This is a genomic window from Aeromonas sp. WP2-W18-CRE-05 (genome assembly GCF_014168615.1).
GTDB lineage: Bacteria > Pseudomonadota > Gammaproteobacteria > Enterobacterales > Aeromonadaceae > Aeromonas > Aeromonas caviae.
This window is the reverse complement of record NZ_AP021917.1, coordinates 4,686,491-4,701,950: the sequence shown is the minus strand read 5'-3', so window position 1 is coordinate 4,701,950 and position 15,460 is coordinate 4,686,491. Positions and strand designations below refer to the sequence as shown.

General features: G+C 63.4%; 14 protein-coding genes. 9 read left to right on the top strand and 5 right to left on the bottom strand.

Going from position 1 to position 15,460, the window contains the following annotated elements:
• Positions 1 to 72 precede the first annotated feature (72 nt).
• Positions 73 to 1,062 carry a serine/threonine protein kinase gene (locus H7R73_RS22005; protein ID WP_039039688.1) on the top strand — a complete coding sequence of 330 codons (990 nt, stop codon included), beginning with the start codon at positions 73 to 75 and terminating at the stop codon, positions 1,060 to 1,062.
• A 209-nt stretch (positions 1,063 to 1,271) separates the two neighbouring features.
• Positions 1,272 to 1,880: a thiol:disulfide interchange protein DsbA/DsbL gene (locus H7R73_RS22000; protein WP_010676095.1), complete on the top strand. Its 609-nt coding sequence runs from the start codon at positions 1,272 to 1,274 to the stop codon at positions 1,878 to 1,880.
• Between the two features lie 74 nt (positions 1,881 to 1,954).
• On the opposite strand, the gene pncB is transcribed toward H7R73_RS22000, so the two are convergent.
• Together pncB and H7R73_RS21990 are read right to left on the bottom strand one after the other, a co-directional pair.
• A complete protein-coding gene (gene pncB, locus H7R73_RS21995; RefSeq protein WP_010676094.1) occupies positions 1,955 to 3,133 on the bottom strand; it encodes a nicotinate phosphoribosyltransferase in 1,179 nt (392 codons plus the stop codon).
• A gap of 101 nt (positions 3,134 to 3,234) precedes the next feature.
• The gene (locus H7R73_RS21990; RefSeq protein WP_069652407.1) at positions 3,235 to 3,870 is read right to left on the bottom strand and encodes a nicotinamidase; all 636 of its coding nucleotides are present in this window, start codon (positions 3,868 to 3,870) and stop codon (positions 3,235 to 3,237) included.
• A gap of 74 nt (positions 3,871 to 3,944) precedes the next feature.
• Between H7R73_RS21990 and H7R73_RS21985 the strand changes: the two genes are divergently transcribed.
• Positions 3,945 to 4,595: an NUDIX hydrolase gene (locus tag H7R73_RS21985; RefSeq protein WP_029314880.1), complete on the top strand. Its 651-nt coding sequence runs from the start codon at positions 3,945 to 3,947 to the stop codon at positions 4,593 to 4,595.
• A 76-nt stretch (positions 4,596 to 4,671) separates the two neighbouring features.
• A complete protein-coding gene (locus H7R73_RS21980) occupies positions 4,672 to 5,157 on the top strand; it encodes a DUF523 domain-containing protein (protein WP_103255145.1) in 486 nt (161 codons plus the stop codon).
• Here H7R73_RS21980 and H7R73_RS21975 read toward each other — a convergent pair.
• The 3 genes from H7R73_RS21975 to H7R73_RS21965 form a co-directional block, all read right to left on the bottom strand.
• Positions 5,103 to 6,059: an acyltransferase gene (locus H7R73_RS21975; RefSeq protein WP_039039684.1), complete on the bottom strand. Its 957-nt coding sequence runs from the start codon at positions 6,057 to 6,059 to the stop codon at positions 5,103 to 5,105. The two genes, H7R73_RS21980 and H7R73_RS21975, sit on opposite strands and share 55 nt — an antisense overlap.
• Before the next feature lie 7 nt (positions 6,060 to 6,066).
• Positions 6,067 to 6,966, bottom strand: a complete 900-nt coding sequence (locus tag H7R73_RS21970; protein ID WP_103255147.1) for an acyltransferase — start codon at positions 6,964 to 6,966, stop codon at positions 6,067 to 6,069.
• Positions 6,967 to 7,098: 132 nt separating this feature from the next.
• Entirely contained in the window at positions 7,099 to 8,616 is a 1,518-nt protein-coding gene (locus H7R73_RS21965; RefSeq protein WP_042016430.1) for a YifB family Mg chelatase-like AAA ATPase, read from the bottom strand.
• 384 nt (positions 8,617 to 9,000) lie between these two features.
• Between H7R73_RS21965 and ilvG the strand changes: the two genes are divergently transcribed.
• The 5 genes from ilvG to ilvA all read left to right on the top strand — a co-directional run bounded on the left by ilvG (position 9,001) and on the right by ilvA (position 15,443).
• Positions 9,001 to 10,647, top strand: a complete 1,647-nt coding sequence (gene ilvG, locus H7R73_RS21960) for an acetolactate synthase 2 catalytic subunit (RefSeq protein ID WP_039039681.1) — start codon at positions 9,001 to 9,003, stop codon at positions 10,645 to 10,647.
• Positions 10,644 to 10,901, top strand: coding sequence for an acetolactate synthase 2 small subunit (ilvM, locus tag H7R73_RS21955; RefSeq protein ID WP_010676086.1), 258 nt, complete (start codon positions 10,644 to 10,646; stop codon positions 10,899 to 10,901). Before ilvG ends, ilvM begins: the two co-directional genes overlap by 4 nt.
• Before the next feature lie 12 nt (positions 10,902 to 10,913).
• On the top strand, positions 10,914 to 11,858 hold the full coding sequence (locus H7R73_RS21950) for a branched-chain amino acid transaminase (RefSeq protein ID WP_182951416.1): 945 nt from the start codon (positions 10,914 to 10,916) through the stop codon (positions 11,856 to 11,858).
• Between the two features lie 146 nt (positions 11,859 to 12,004).
• Complete coding sequence (gene ilvD, locus H7R73_RS21945; protein WP_103260967.1) at positions 12,005 to 13,846, top strand: dihydroxy-acid dehydratase; 1,842 nt, start codon at positions 12,005 to 12,007, stop codon at positions 13,844 to 13,846.
• A gap of 64 nt (positions 13,847 to 13,910) precedes the next feature.
• A complete protein-coding gene (ilvA, locus tag H7R73_RS21940; protein ID WP_041211987.1) occupies positions 13,911 to 15,443 on the top strand; it encodes a threonine ammonia-lyase, biosynthetic in 1,533 nt (510 codons plus the stop codon).
• Positions 15,444 to 15,460 lie beyond the last annotated feature (17 nt).

Sequence of the window (15,460 nt, the reverse complement as noted above, 5' to 3'; positions counted from 1 at the left end):
GCAAGGCGCACCGCCATGCACGGCAACGGCAGACAGTGGTGATAGAATGGGGCGCAACAGCGCCCCTTTTCTATGGTGGATGACATGCGTTTCAACTATTCCGACCTCAATCCCGATCTCATCATGGATGCCATCGATCTCAGCGGCTTGCGCATCGACTCCGGCCTTATCGAGCTCAACAGTTACGAGAACCGCGTCTATCAGTTCCAGGATGAGGATCGCCGTCGCTACGTGGTGAAGTTCTACCGCCCCGGTCGCTGGAGCCGGGCCCAGATCCTGGAAGAGCACGCGTTTGCCGCTCGCCTCTGTGAAGCTGAGATCCCGGTCGCCGCTCCCATTGCCTTTGCCGGCGAGACCCTGCTGGAGCATCAGGGCTACCCGTTTGCCATCTGGCAGAGCGTTGGGGGGCGTCAGTTCGAGGTGGACAACCTGGACCAGCTGGAGTGGGTGGGGCGTTACCTCGGTCGCATCCACAGCGTCGGTGCCAGCCATGCCTTTCATCACCGGGTTCCGCTGGATGTGGAGAGCATGCTGCACGAGCCGCGTCAGTTGCTGGCGGCAGGCGAGTGGTTGCCGAGCGGGCTGGCCAAGTCCTTCTTCGGGGTGCTGGACGAGCTGATCCGGCACGTATGCGACGCCATGACCCTGGATGTGGCGCGCATCTCCCTGCATGGGGACTGCCACCCGGGCAACATCCTGTGGCGTGACGGCCCCCTGTTTGTCGATCTCGACGATTGCCGCACCGGCCCTGCCATCCAGGATCTCTGGATGATGCTGAACGGGGAGCGTCATGAGCAGCAGATCCAGCTCGATACCCTGCTGGCGGGGTATGAGGAGTTCATGGAGTTCGACCCGCGGGAGCTGGCGCTCATCGAGCCGCTGCGCGCCATGCGCATCGTCCACTACATGGCCTGGCTGGCAAGACGCTGGGAAGATCCCGCCTTCCCCCGCCACTTCTCCTGGTTCAACACCGAACACTACTGGCGCCAGCAGATTGCGACCCTGCATGATCAGCTCGAGGCATTGAAGGCCCCGCCGCTCAGCCTGATGCCGCAGTGGTAGGGGCGTGAACCCGGCAGATCGCCACGCCACGGGGCGTCCGTTGGTGGTGTCGCCCGCACCATTGCCACAGCGGCAAGGTGCCCGTGGGAGGCGGGATGGCGGTCCCGCCTGTCTGCCTTTGCCATTGACGGCACGAGGGTGAGGCAATAGGCTTGGACTGCTTCGGTTCGCCGGGCGTGCCTCACAGTGATCCCTTAACAGGAAACGTCATGAAAAAAGTACTATTTTTCCTCGCTGCCATGCTGATGATCCCCATGGTTCACGCCGCCCCGCAATTCAAGGAAGGTGTCAACTATGACGTGGTCAGCCAGACCGGCAGCGCCCAGCCGGAAGTGATGGAGTTCTTCTCCTATTTCTGCCCGCACTGCGCCAAGTTCGAGCCGATTGCCGAGGATCTGAAGAAGAGCCTGCCGGAAGGCGTGCCGATGAAGAAGAACCCGGTGGCCTTCCTGGGCCGTGAAATGGGCCCCGAGATGCAGCGTGCCTACGCCGTCGCCAATCTGCTGAACGTGGAAGGCAAGCTGACCCCGGCCATCTTCGACAAGATCCACACCCAGCGCCAGATCCCCCAGAGCCGTGCCGACGTGAAGCAGGTCTTCGTGGACAATGGCGTGCCGGCCGAGGAGTTCGACGGTGCCGTCGACAGCTTCGCCGTCTCCGGCATGGTCTCCCAGTTCGATCGCAACACCGAGAGCTACAATGTGCGCGGTGTGCCGGCCTTCCTGGTCAACGGCAAATACATGGTGAAGATTGAATCCATCACTTCCCAGGAGCAGTTCAACCAGCTGGTGAAATTCCTGCTGGCCAAGAAGGACTGATCATTCCTGAGTCGATACCAAAGCCCGCCGGTGCAAACCGGCGGGCTTTTTGTTTGGCGTCTCGCGGGCCTGACTCAGACCCCGACGTGGAAGGCCTGCTTGAGGTTGCGAATGAAGTCCGCATCCCGGCAGAGGGTCTTGCCCGGGCTGTCGGATATCTTGGCGACCGGGCCGCCGTTGCACTCCATCAGCTTGAACACGATGTTCATCGGGCTGACGCCGGGCAGATCGCAGGTGAGCTTGGTGCCGATGCCGAAGCTGGTGTTGATGCGGCCGCGGAAGTGGCGCAGCAGCTCGACGGCCTTGTCGAGGTTGAGCCCGTCGGAGAAGACCAGCGTCTTCTCGGCAGGGTCGATGCCGAGCCGCTGATAGTGGCTGATGGCCTTCTCTCCCCATACCACGGGATCGCCGGAGTCGTGGCGCAGCCCCTGGTAGCGGCTCGCCAGCTCGAAGTCGAAGTCACGCAGGAAAGCATCCATGGTGATGCAGTCGGTGAGCGCGATACCGAGGTGGTTGGTGAATTCGTCCAGCCAGCTGGTGAGGGCGGCGCGCTGGCTGAGCTCCAGCGGGAAGCCGAGCTGCTGGTGGGCCTGGAACCACTCGTGGGCCTGGGTGCCCACCGCGGGCAACCGGTACTTCTGGGCCAGCAGGTAGTTGCTGGTGCCGCGAAACGCTGGCAGCCGCTCTTTGAGGCGACCCACCACGGCGTCTTGTACCGCGAGGGAGAAGCGGCGACGGGTGCCGAAGTCGATGAGGTTGAACTCGCTCATCTCCTCCCGGCTCAGCTCCCGTTCCAGCTTGTCGATCTTCTGATCGAGCCGCTCCAGTGCCTGGCTGACGCCGAACTGGGGATAGCGGAAGCGGTTGCGCATCTCGCTGATGATGGCGAGCACCGGGATCTCCCACAGGATCACGTCCTGCCAGGGGCCTTCGACCCGCACATTGATGCGGCCATCCTGCTCGAACACCTTGAGCAGGGAGGCGTCCAGCGGCTTGCGGCGCAGGTGGTCCAGGTAGTCAGGCGTGAAGAAGGGGCGTTCGGCCAGAAAGTCGAGTTCGGACCGGGTCAGGCGCAGGGAGCCGGCGAGGCGCAGTTGTTCCTCGATCTGGCCCATCATGGGCAGCAGGTCTTCTTCGTTGCGGCTGTGGAACTCGGCGACGACGTCGGCATCCGGATAGCGATGGAACACCGCCTGCTGCATGTGCAGCTTGTAGGCATCGGTGTCGAGCAGGCTGTGGAGGATGGGAGGCATATCAGGCTCCTGTGATGAGTGCTGCGCGGGCAACGCACTCTGGCTGCATCTGTGACGGGTGGGCGCCGGTGTCGGGTGGGCAGTGGAAAATGGAAGGCATGTCAGGCATCCAGCAGGCGTTGAATGTCGGCCAGGGTCTGGGCCAGCTCGGCGCCGGCCTCGATCATCCGGGTGCGGGCCTGGTCGATTGTCTCGGGGGCGATGCCGCGGCAGGCGTCGAGGTGGACGATGACCCGGAAACCGGCGCGACGCAGTTGCAGCACGCTGGTCTTGACGCAATAGTCGGTGGCGAGGCCGCCGACCAGCACGGTAGTGACGCCGCGGGCTTGCAGAAACTCGATAAGCCCGGTGCTGCGCCGCTCCGCCAGGTCGTGATAGCAGGCGCCATAGGGGTGCAGGTCCGGCTCGACCCCCTTCCAGACGAAGAAATCGTAGTCGATGGGGGCGGGCAGGCCGTCGAGCAGCTCGAACCCAGGTGTGCCGGGCACGCAGTGGGCCGGCCAGGTGAGATCGGCATTCGCCAGAGCAAGGGGTTGCAACATGGCGCCGGGTTCGGTCACCACCCAGGGGGCGTTCGCGGGGTGGGCATCCTTGCTGCCGGTTCGCAGGGTGGCGAGGGCAGCCTGGGCATTGAGCGCCGCCACTATGGTATCCCCGCCAGCGACGGGCAGCTCGTTCGGGCAGAGGGGGGTGAATCCCTTCTGCGCATCAATATCCAGGCTGGCGATGATTCCCATGGATAGCTCCTTCACATAATATTCTTGTGATATTATCTACCAAACATTATTAGAAGGCGAGCAGGTCGACCAGGATGCCGAGAATGAGTCTGGATATGGTGGTGCTGCGGTTGCGCGAGGAGCGGCTCGAGCTGCTTCTCGAGACCCGGGATCGCCCCCCCTTTGCCCACTGCTGGCAGTTGCCGGCCCTGCGCATCGACGAGACCCGGGATCGGGATCTGGACGCGGCTCGCCATCGCCTGCTGGCAGAGTGGGGGCTGGAGCACTGCTACAGCGAGCAGGTCTGTACCCTCGGCAACCTGGAGCGGGATCCCCGCGGCTGGTCCACCACCCTCGTCTATCTCTGTCTGGCGGATCCCGATGGGGGGGCGGTGCGCGGTCGCTGGCATCCTCTGGACGATCTGCCCGGCCTGCAACTCGCCTTCGATCACGGCAAGCTGGTCGCCATGGGGCTGGAGCGGCTGCGCATCAAGAGCCGCTACAGCACCTTGCCGCTGCATCTGCTGGGGGCAGAATTCACCCTCTCCGAGGTGCAACGGGCGTTCGAGATCGTCCTGCAGACCCCCATGAACACGGCCGCATTTCGCAAGCGGCTCCACCGTGCCGACATCCTGGTGGATACAGGGCGCAAGCGCACCGGCAAGCAACGTCCCGCCATCCTCTATCGGCTGGAGACCCCCTGTTGCGTCATGTTCGATCAGGTGATGCACGGTGCGGAAGCATAAGCCGATGTCTGCGAAAGCCGGATTGTCGCCCCATAGCGGGTCTGGTGCACTGGCACCTCACACAGGAAGTGAAAGCATGGGAGAGACGGGAATGCACAAGGTGCTGGTGAGCGCCTGTCTGCTGGGGCAGCCAGTGCGTTACGACGGCCAGAGCAAGGGGATTGTCAGCGACTGGCTGCAGGCGCTGGGAGCCGAGGGGCGGGCGCTGGCCTTCTGCCCCGAGGTGGCGGGTGGCCTGCCGACGCCACGCCCCCCTGCCGAGCGCCAGGGGGAGCGGGTGGTCACCGAAAGCGGGCTGGATGTGACGGAGGAGTTCGATCGGGGCGCCGCCCTTGCGCTGGCCCTCTGTCAGCAGCAGGACATTCGCTTCGCCCTTCTGAAGGAGGGGAGCCCCTCCTGCGGCAGCGGTCGCATCTACAATGGCCGCTTCGAAGGGGTTTCACTGGCGGGAGAGGGCAAGACCACGGCTTTGCTGCGCCGCCATGGCATCGCGGTGTTCAGCGAGGATCAGCTGCCCGAGCTGGCCTCGGCGCTCGCCTTGGCTGCCTGCGGATCGGTCTGAGCCGCCGCATCGGCCGCCTGCCACTGCGCCAGCACCTCGTCTTTTTCCTTCCAGCGTGCATTCAGCCACTCCTGGAAACCGCGTTTGAACTGCTTGTCGTTGAAGTAGTCCCCCACCAGTTGCTCGTCCACCGGCAGCTCCTCGATTCGCACCCGGATGCGCTTCATCTTCCCCATCAGGAAATCCTTGAAGGGGGTGTCGGGGTTGTCCGGGTAGCTGATGGTGACGTTGATCAGGCTGTCGAACTGATCGCCCATGGCTGCCAGGGTGAAGGCGAGTCCTGCCGCCTTGGGGGGCATGAGATGGCGATAGCGGGAGCGGGCGGCCTCGCGCTTCTGATCGGTGAAGCGGGTCCCCTCCACGAAGTTGATGACGGTGGTGGGAATGTGGCGAAACTTCTCGCAGGCGTTGCGGGTGGTCTCGATATCCTTGCCCCGCAGATGTGGATTTCTTAACAGAAACTCTCTCGAATAGCGGCGCATAAAGGGCATGTCCAGCCCCCAGCACGCGAGCCCCAGCAGCGGTATGTAAATGAGCTCGTGCTTCATGAAGAACTTGGGCACCGGCAGACGATTGCGAAACAGGTGGCCGAGCACCACGATATCGGTCCAGCTCATGTGGTTGCTGATGATGAGATACCAGCCATCCTTGCGCAGCCGGGTATTGTCCTCAATCTGCCAGTCGATGCGGGTAGTGAGGCGGATCACCAGGGCGTTGCAACCGAGCCACAGGCCCATGAAGCGGTTGTTGAGCCGGCTGCAGGCGCGACCAAAGGCCGGCACGGGCAGCAGCAGTTTGGCCAGTGACACCAGCAGGATCAGGCTGGCGCACAGGGCGGTAAACAGTATGGTCAGGCCGGCGCTGATGAACAGCACCAGGGGGCCCGGGAGCAGGTTTGGCATGAGTGTCTTACTGCGTCTTGTCCGCCAGCAGCTTATCCAGGGTCTGGTCCTTCTCGTGCCAGATCCCGTTCAACCACTGTTGAAACTCTTGTTGGAACTCGGGGTCATTGAAGTAATCCCCCACCAGATTGCGTTCGATCGGCAGAAAGCGGACCCGAACCTTGATCTCCTTGACCCGACCGCACATGAAGTCCCAGTAGCTGGGGACGCCGCCGGGATAGGCGATGGTCACATCCACCAGCTTGTGCAGTTGATCCCCCATGGCCGCCAGGGTGAAGGCGATGCCCCCTGCTCTCGGGTGCAGCAGATGACGATAGGGTGCCCCTTGCCTGTCGTGCTTGCCGACGGTGAAGCGGGTCCCTTCCACGAAGTTCATCACACTCACCGGCATATGGCGGAAACGGGCACACGCCTTGCGCGTGGTTTCTATGTCTTTTCCCCTCAGATGCGGGTGCTTTTCCAGAAATTTTCGGGAATAACGCCGCATGAATGGGAAATCCAGCGCCCACCAGGCCAGACCGAGAAAAGGTACCCAAATCAGTTCTTTCTTGAGGAAAAACTTCAGGAAGGGGATTTTTTGATTAAAAATCCGCTGCAATACCAGTATGTCGACCCAGGATTGGTGGTTGGCAATCACCATATACCACTCATTCCGGCGCCCTTTGTCCACTCCGACCACATCGAAAGGGGTGTTGATGATGGTTTTCTGGATCAGATTGTTAAAACCTATCCAGTGGGTGGCGCAGCCGTCCAGGAGGGTGTTGCAGAGACGTCGCGCCCCCTGGAAGGGCAGCAGCAGCTTGATGAGGCCAAGCAGCAGGACGGGGACAAACCAGAACAGGGTGTTGATGAAATAGAGCAGGGTCGAGAGGCTGCCGCGCAGTCGCTCTATCAGCTTGTTGGGCATGGTGGAATCCGTCTTCGTATCGGTGGATGGCAACCAAGTGGTCAGATCTGTTGCCATAATATCAGCCGGCCCACGACTAGACCATGGTGGCGCCCTTTCAGAGTCGGGTGGTGGCTGCTGCCGTTCCCCCGTTCACTGGCCCCCGCGCAGCCGCGACAACAGCCTGTCCATGGCACGATAGCCCAGGGCTTCGATCAGATGGGCTCTCTCGATGGTGGCGTGCCCCGCCAGGTCGGCGATGGTGCGCGATACCCGCAGGATGCGGTGCCAGGCCCGGATGCTGAGCCCCAGCTTCTGGATGGCACCTTCCAGAAACTCGGCATCCTGTGGCGATAATCTGCAAACATCTTCGATTTCACGACTATCCAGCAGATTGTTGAGTTTTCCGCTGCGACTCAGCATGCGCTCTCGCGCCCCCAGCACCCGTTCGCGTATCTGCTGGCTCGATTCCCCCCGCTCCGCCTTGCCGGTCAGGCTCCCCCTGGGCAAGAGCGGGACCTCTACCGTCAGATCGAACCGGTCGAGAAAGGGGCCGGAGAGCTTGCCCAGATAGCGCAGGATCTGATCCGGGCTGGAGCGGGTCTGGCCGTCGCCATAATGGCCGCAGGGGCTGGGATTCATGGCACCCACCAGCTGGAAGCGGGCGGGAAAATCCACCTGGCGGGCGGCACGACTGATGGTAATGTGCCCGGTTTCCAGCGGCTCGCGAAGGGAGTCGAGCACCTTGCGCTCGAACTCCGGCAGTTCATCCAGAAACAGGACTCCGTTGTGGGCGAGGGAAATTTCGCCAGGCCTGGGATGGGTACCCCCGCCCACCAGCGCCACCGCCGAGGCGCTGTGATGGGGAGTGCGATACGGCCTGTGGTGCCAGTGGCCGGCGCGGGGAGTGAGGCCGCCGATGGAGTGAATGGCTGCGGTCTGCTGCGCCTCCTGTTCGCTCAGCGGTGGCAGAATGCCGGGCAGACGGCTGGCCAGCATGCTCTTGCCGGTGCCGGGGGGGCCGATGAACAGCAGGTTGTGGCTGCCAGCTGCGGCGATCTCCAGCGCCCGCTTCGCCTGGGACTGACCGATCACATCCTGCAGATCCGGCACGTCGGGCAGGATCTCCGCGCTCTGGGGTTCCGGCAGCGGTAGTTCGTACTGGCCCGCCAGCCAGGCGGTGACCGCCAGCAGCTGGTGGGCGGTGCGCACCTCGGCATCCTGGATGAGGGAAGCCTCCGGACCGTTCTCCCGTGGGACCAGCAGGGTGCGCCCTGCGTCGCGGCAGGCGAGCACCGAGGGGAGCACCCCAAGCACGGGGCGGATCTCGCCCGTCAGGGCCAACTCCCCTAAAAATTCGTGATCGAGCAGGTATTTTGCGGGTATCTGCTTGGATGCGGCGAGAATGCCGATGGCGATGGCCAGGTCGAAGCGGCCCCCCTCTTTGGGCAGATCCGCAGGGGCCAGGTTGACCGTGATGTGCTTGGCCGGAAATTCGAAATTGCCGTTGAGCAGGGCGCTGCGCACCCGATCCCGCGACTCTTTCACCGAGGTTTCCGGCAACCCCACCATGTTGAAGGCGGGCAGGCCGTTGGAGAGGTGCACCTCCACCGTGACTTGCGGCGCCGCTATCCCCAGGCTGGCACGGCTATAAACAACAGCTAATGACATAAATACCGTCCTTGGTTTGATGTATATGCTGGTTAACCGTTTTTTATTAGTTTTTTGTTCCAGTTGTCAGGTTTCAGAGCAGTTAAAATCAGAGTCTTGTCAGGTAAAAAGTGCTTGCCCAATAAAAATCACCGTGCTAGTTCTAATAGCCATTCGCGGCAAGCTCCGCTCCCATTTCACAGGATTTCCGGTTGTAACTATGAACATGGCCTCCCGTTTCGTCAGCATTATTGTGGTCCTAGTGGTGATTATTATCTCACCGCTCGGGGCTCGTTTGGCTGCACGGAACAAGGGATAGACCCACCACCGGACAGAACGAAACAAGCGACCCCCGAGCCTCACGGCCCGGGGGTTTTTTTTCGACCAAAGGACAGGATTTTCCACATGAACGGCGCGCAGTTTTTGGTACAGGCTCTCAAGAAACAGGGTGTGACCCAGGTGTTTGGTTACCCGGGCGGGGCCATCATGCCGGTCTATGACGCCCTGTATGACGGTGGCCTGGCCCATCAGCTCTGCCGCCACGAGCAGGGTGCCGCCATGGCTGCGGTGGGTTATGCCCGCGCTTCCGGTCAGGTGGGGGTCTGCATCGCTACCTCTGGCCCCGGCGCCACCAACCTGGTCACCGGCCTCGCGGAGGCACTGCTCGATTCGGTACCGCTGGTGGCCATCAGCGGCCAGGTGCCCTGCGCCGCCGTCGGTACCGATGCCTTTCAGGAAGTGGACGTGCTCGGCATGTCCCTTTCCTGCACCAAGCACTCCTTCATGGTGACGGACCCGGCGGATCTGGGACGGGTCATTGCCGAAGCCTTCGCCATCGCCACCGAAGGGCGTCCGGGCCCCGTGCTCATCGACCTGCCCAAGGATGTGCAACTGGCCGCCGTTCCCTCTCAAAGCCCGCTGTTTGCAGTGGAGGAACCCGAACCCCTGAATCCGGCCGAACTGACGGTCGCCCGTACCCTGCTGGCCGGTGCTGAGCGTCCGGTACTCTACGTCGGCGGCGGGGTGGGCATGGCCAATGCCGAGCAGCAGCTGCGCGACTTTGCCGCCACCACGGGGATGCCGGCGGTCACCACCCTCAAGGGGATAGGTGCCCTCGACCCCGACAGCCCCGTTTATCTGGGCATGCTCGGCATGCACGGTACCAAGGCCGCCAACCTGGCGGTGCAGCAGTGCGATCTGCTGGTGGTGGTAGGCGCCCGTTTCGATGATCGGGTGACCGGCAAGCTGGAAGAGTTTGCCCCCGAGGCGAAGGTGATCCACCTGGATGTGGACGCCGCCGAGTTCGGCAAGCGCCGCGCCGCCGATGTGGGCATCACCACGGATCTCAAGCGTGTGCTGCCCGCCCTGGCGATGACGCTGACCCTCGACCCCTGGCGCGAGCACTGCGCCACCATGGCTCGGGAATACGCCTTCCGCTACGACCATCCGGGTCAGGCCATCTACGCCCCGGCCCTGCTCAAAGAGCTTTCAAGCCAGCTGCCTGACACCAGCGTGGTGGCCTGCGACGTGGGTCAGCACCAGATGTGGGTGGCCCAGCACATGCGTTTCACCAGCCCGCGCAACCACCTCTCCAGTGCCGGCCTAGGCACCATGGGCTTCGGCCTGCCCGCCGCCATCGGCGCCAAGATGTCGCGCCCCGATGACGAGGTGGTGCTGGTGAGCGGTGACGGCTCCTTCATGATGAACGTGCAGGAGCTCGGCACCATCCGCCGCGCCCGGCTCAAGGTGAAGATGGTGCTGCTGGACAACCAGCGCCTCGGCATGGTGCGCCAATGGCAGGAGCTGTTCTTCGACGGTCGCTACAGCGAGACCAATCTGTCCGATAACCCCGATTTCGTCGCCCTGGCTGCCGCCTTCGGCATCCCCGGCGAGACCATCACATGTAAAGAAGAGATAGGTCCGGCACTGGATCGCCTGCTGGCGAGCGAGAGTGCCTATCTGCTGCATGTGGCTATTTCAGAGGAAGAAAATGTCTGGCCCCTGGTTCCGCCAGGAGTCGCCAACCACAAGATGATGGAGCAACGCCCATGAACCAGCTCAATACCAGCACCCTGGAAATCCATGCCCAACCCAGACCCGAAGTGATGGAACGGGTGCTGCGGGTGGTCCGTCACCGCGGTTTCAATCTCTGCGCCCTCAACATGGAGCAGGATTGCCAACAGCTGCGGATCACGGTTACTGTCGAGTCGGTACGTCCCATCCAGCAGTTGTGGAGCCAGCTGGTGAAGCTGGTGGATGTCTCCCGGGTCGATGCACTGGAACAGCAACCCCGGATCAGAGCTTAAGGAGCCAAGCCAATGTCACAGCCTTCCCAATCCGCCGCCCACCCCCAATACATCTGGTTCAACGGCAAGCTGGTCCCCTGGCAGGATGCCCAGGTGCATGTCATGAGCCATGCCCTGCACTACGGATCCTCGGTGTTCGAGGGGGTGCGGGCCTATGACACTCCCAAGGGGACCTGCATCTTCCGCCTGCAGGAGCACACCCGCCGCCTGTTCGACTCCGCCAAGATCTACTGGATGGACGTCCCCTACAGCGAGTCCGAAGTGAATGAAGCCTGCCGCACCGTGGTGCGCGAGAACGGCCTGAAGAGCGGCTACCTGCGCCCGCTGGCCTTTGTCGGCAACGTGGGGCTGGGGCTGCATCCGCCGCAGGATGCCAAGGCCGACCTCATGGTCGCGGCCCTGCCCTGGGGCGCCTACCTCGGTGAAGAGGGGTTGAAAAACGGAGTGGATGTGTGCGTCACCTCCTGGAACCGGCTCGCTCCCAACACCATCCCGACCGGTGCCAAGGCGGGGGGCAACTATCTCTCTTCCCAGCTCATCAGCCGCGAGGCCAAGCGCAACGGCTTCGCCGAGGGGCTGGCGCTGGATGTGAACGGCTATCTGAGCGAAGGGGCGGGGGAGAACCTGTTTCTGGTGAAGAACGGCGTGCTGTTCACCCCGCCCGCCACCGCCGCCATCCTGCCCGGCATCACCCGCGACACCATCATGACGCTGGCGCGCGACTTGGGTTACGAGGTACGCGAGCAGGCGCTGCCCCGTGAAGCGCTGTACGTCGCAGACGAAATCTTCATGACCGGCACCGCCGCCGAGGTGACCCCGGTGCGCTCGGTGGATCAGATGAAGGTGGGCGCCGGTTGCCGTGGCCCGGTGACCGAACAGTTGCAGAACGCCTTCTTCGGCCTGTTCAACGGCAAGACCGAAGACAAGTGGGGCTGGCTGACGCCGGTCAACGACTGATGATAGCGGGGAGGCGTCACGCCTCCCCGAGTCGCTTCCGGTGAAGGCTCCCCGAGGTGCCTTCACCAGGATCGATTCCCGATCCGCGAATCACACATTCATGTTGAAAGACAATGCGCCCCAGGGGCATTCAGGGAGTAGAGACAATGCCGAAGTTGAGATCCGCCACCACCACCCACGGACGTAACATGGCCGGGGCCCGCGCCCTCTGGCGTGCCACCGGCATGACCGATCAGGATTTCGGCAAGCCCATCATCGCCGTGGTCAACTCTTTCACCCAGTTCGTGCCGGGCCACGTCCACCTCAAGGATCTGGGCCAGCTGGTCGCCCGCGAAATCGAGGCGGCTGGCGGGGTCGCGAAGGAGTTCAACACCATCGCCGTGGATGACGGCATCGCCATGGGCCACGGTGGCATGCTCTATTCCCTGCCGTCCCGCGAACTCATCGCCGACTCGGTGGAGTACATGGTCAACGCCCACTGTGCCGACGCCATGGTCTGCATCTCCAACTGCGACAAGATCACCCCGGGGATGCTGATGGCTGCCCTGCGCATCAATATCCCGGTCATTTTTGTCTCCGGCGGTCCCATGGAAGCGGGCAAGACCAAGCTCTCCGACCAGATCATCAAGCTGGATCTGGTGGACGCCATGATCCAGGGCGCCGACCCCAAGGTCTCCGATGCACAGAGCGATCAGATCGAGCGCAGCGCCTGCCCCACCTGCGGCTCCTGCTCCGGCATGTTCACCGCCAACTCCATGAACTGCTTGACCGAGGCACTGGGTCTCTCCCAGCCGGGCAACGGCTCCCTGCTGGCAACCCACAGCGACCGCGAGCAGCTGTTCAAGCTGGCGGGCCAGCGTATCGTCACTCTGGCCAAGCGCTGGTATGAGCAGGACGATGCCTCGGCACTGCCGCGCAACATCGCCACCAAGGCGGCGTTCGAGAACGCCATGGCGCTCGACATCGCCATGGGCGGCTCCACCAACACCGTGCTGCACCTGCTGGCGGCAGCCCAGGAGGCGGGTGTCGACTTCACCATGGCCGACATCGACCGCATGTCCCGCAAGGTGCCCCAGCTGTGCAAGGTGGCGCCCTCCACCCAGAAGTACCACATGGAAGACGTGCACCGCGCCGGCGGCGTGGTCGCCATCCTGGGTCAGCTGGAAAAAGCGGGCCTGGTGCACGGCGATGCCCGCAACGTGCTGGGCACTTCCCTGGTGGAGCTGCTGGCCGAATATGACGTCAGCCGCAGCCATGACAAGGGGGTTCACGACTTCTACCGTGCAGGCCCTGCCGGCATCCGTACCACCAAGGCGTTCAGTCAGGATTGCCGCTGGCCCGAGCTGGATCTGGACCGCGCCGAGGGGTGCATCCGCTCCTTCGATCACGCCTACAGCCAGGAAGGTGGCCTGGCGGTCCTCGCTGGCAACCTCGCCCTCAACGGGGCCATCGTCAAGACCGCCGGGGTGGACGAGGAGAACCTTACCTTCCGCGGCCCGGCCCGGGTATTCGAGAGCCAGGAGAGCGCGGTGAGCGGCATCCTGGACGGCACGGTGAAAGCCGGTGAAGTGGTGGTGATCCGCTACGAGGGCCCGAAAGGGGGCCCCGGCATGCAGGAGATGCTCTATCCCACCACCTATCTCAAGTCCATGGGATTGGGCAAGGCGTGTGCCCTCATCACCGACGGTCGCTTCTCCGGCGGTACCTCGGGTCTCTCCATCGGCCATGTCTCCCCGGAGGCGGCCTCTGGTGGCACTATCGGTCTGGTGGAGGATGGCGACATCATCAACATCGACATCCCGGCCCGCAGCATGGTGCTGGAGGTGGCCGACAGCGTGCTGGCCACTCGCCGCGCCGCCGTCTCTGCCCGTGGCTGGAAGCCGGTCGATCGTCAGCGCGAGGTCTCCTTTGCCCTGCGTGCCTACGCTATGTTCGCCACCAGCGCCGACAAGGGCGCGGTGCGCGATCGCACCCTGCTGGGGGAGTGAGAGAATGAACTGTCATGATATGGGCGCATTGCGCGCCCTTCGCCACGAGACGGGGGTATAAACCATGGTCTCTGCGGCGGATTATCTACGCAAGGTACTGCTCTCCCCCGTCTACGAGGCGGCGAGGGTCACCCCTTTGCAAACCCTGAAGAAACTCTCCGAGCGGCTTGGCAATCACGTCAGCCTGAAGCGGGAGGATCTGCAACCGGTTCACTCCTTCAAGCTGCGCGGCGCCTACCACAAGATCGCCACCCTGACCCAGGAGCAGAAAGAACGCGGCGTCATCGCCGCCTCCGCCGGCAACCACGCCCAGGGGGTCGCCCTGTCGGCCGCCAAGCTCGGCATCAAGGCGATCATCGTGATGCCCAAGACCACGCCGGACATCAAGATCGACGCGGTGCGCCGTCAGGGCGGCAACGTCATGCTGTTTGGCAACAGCTTTGATGAGGCCTACGGCGAGAGCCGCCGACTCGCCGAGTTGGAGGGCTACACCCTGATCCCGCCGTTTGACGACGTCGAGGTGATCGCCGGTCAGGGCACCATCGGCAAGGAGCTGCTGGAGCAGGATACCCACCTCACCCACGTCTTCGTGCCGGTGGGTGGCGGCGGACTGGCCGCCGGGGTGGCGGTCTATATCAAGCAACTGCTGCCGGATGTGAAGGTGATCGGGGTGGAGGCGGAGGGCTCCGCCTGCCTCAAGGCCGCGCTGGCGGCTGGCGAGCCGGTCAATCTGGAGCGGGTCTCGCTGTTTGCGGACGGGGTGGCGGTCAAGCGCATCGGCGAGGAGACCTTCCGCCTGTGCAACCAGTATCTGGACGAAGTGGTAACCGTCTCCAACGACCAGATCTGCGCCGCGCTGAAAGACATCTTCGACGACTGCCGCGCCATTGCCGAGCCGTCGGGCGCCCTGTCGCTGGCGGGCCTCAAGGCCTACAGCGAGCGAGAGCAGGTGAAAGGGGGGCGGATGGCGGCCATTTTGTCCGGCGCCAACGTCAACTTCCACAGCCTGCGCTACGTGTCGGAGCGCTGCGAGATCGGCGAGAAGCGCGAGGGCATGCTGGCGGTGACCATCCCCGAGCGCAAGGGGGCCTTCCTCGACTTCTGCCGTCAGCTGGGGCCGCGCATGGTGACCGAGTTCAACTATCGCTATGCGGACGCGGAGCAGGCGTCACTGTTCGTCTCGGTGCGCCTCACCGGCGGTGACGAGGAGCTGGGCCAGATCATCGATCAGCTCGGCGGCAACGGCTATCCGGTGGTCAACATGACCGAGAGCGAGCTGGCCAAGAACCACGTGCGTTACATGATTGGCGGCCGCCCGGCCCGGCCCCTCGGTGAACGCCTCTACAGCTTCAAGTTTCCGGAGCAGCCGGGGGCCCTGATGCGCTTCCTGGAGACCCTGGGCTGTCGCTGGAACATCAGCCTGTTCCACTACCGCAACCACGGCGCCGACTACGGACGGGTGCTCTGCGCCTTCGAGCTGCCGGACGAGGACGTGGCGGCTTTCCACGACTACCTGCACGAGATTGGCTACGGCTGGAAAGAGGTGAGCGAGGATCCCGCCTACCGCCTGTTCCTGGCGAGCCAGGGCAGCCAGTGAGCCATCCCCTTGCCAGA